The 434-nt window shown below is 43.3% G+C and carries 1 tRNA gene and 1 rRNA gene; both read left to right on the top strand.

Going from position 1 to position 434, the window contains the following annotated elements:
• Positions 1–71 (top strand): 16S ribosomal RNA (locus tag WA407_RS26335); the annotation flags it as partial.
• 97 nt (positions 72–168) lie between these two features.
• Positions 169–244 (top strand) — tRNA-Ala (locus WA407_RS26340).
• Positions 245–434: the final 190 nt, after the last annotated feature.

Here is a 434-nt window from a genome sequence, read left to right on the forward strand (position 1 = left end):
TGGGGTAGATGATTGGGGTGAAGTCGTAACAAGGTAGCCGTATCGGAAGGTGCGGCTGGATCACCTCCTTTCTATGGAGAATCGTTTCCTGCAATGGAAACATTCAAATATGAAGCGTAAGCTTCAACAATCATCATTCCATTTGTTCAGTTTTGATGGAACTTGTGAGGGGCCATAGCTCAGCTGGGAGAGCGCCTGCCTTGCACGCAGGAGGTCAGCGGTTCGATCCCGCTTGGCTCCACCAATTACAATTTCATCTAAAACTGTATGAGAATCGTTAACTCTTTGGAGATTGACTGATAATCAAACAGCTTTGCACCTTGAAAACTGGATACCGAAACGAAATTGCGTTTTAGAATATTCCTTTAAGCTGATCTTGTGTAAACAAGTGAAATAAAGGTAGCTGCCTTGAATTTCATTCACACGTAAGTGTT

The organism is Paenibacillus sp. 203 (assembly GCF_037027525.1).
Lineage (GTDB): Bacteria > Bacillota > Bacilli > Paenibacillales > Paenibacillaceae > Paenibacillus > Paenibacillus polymyxa_B.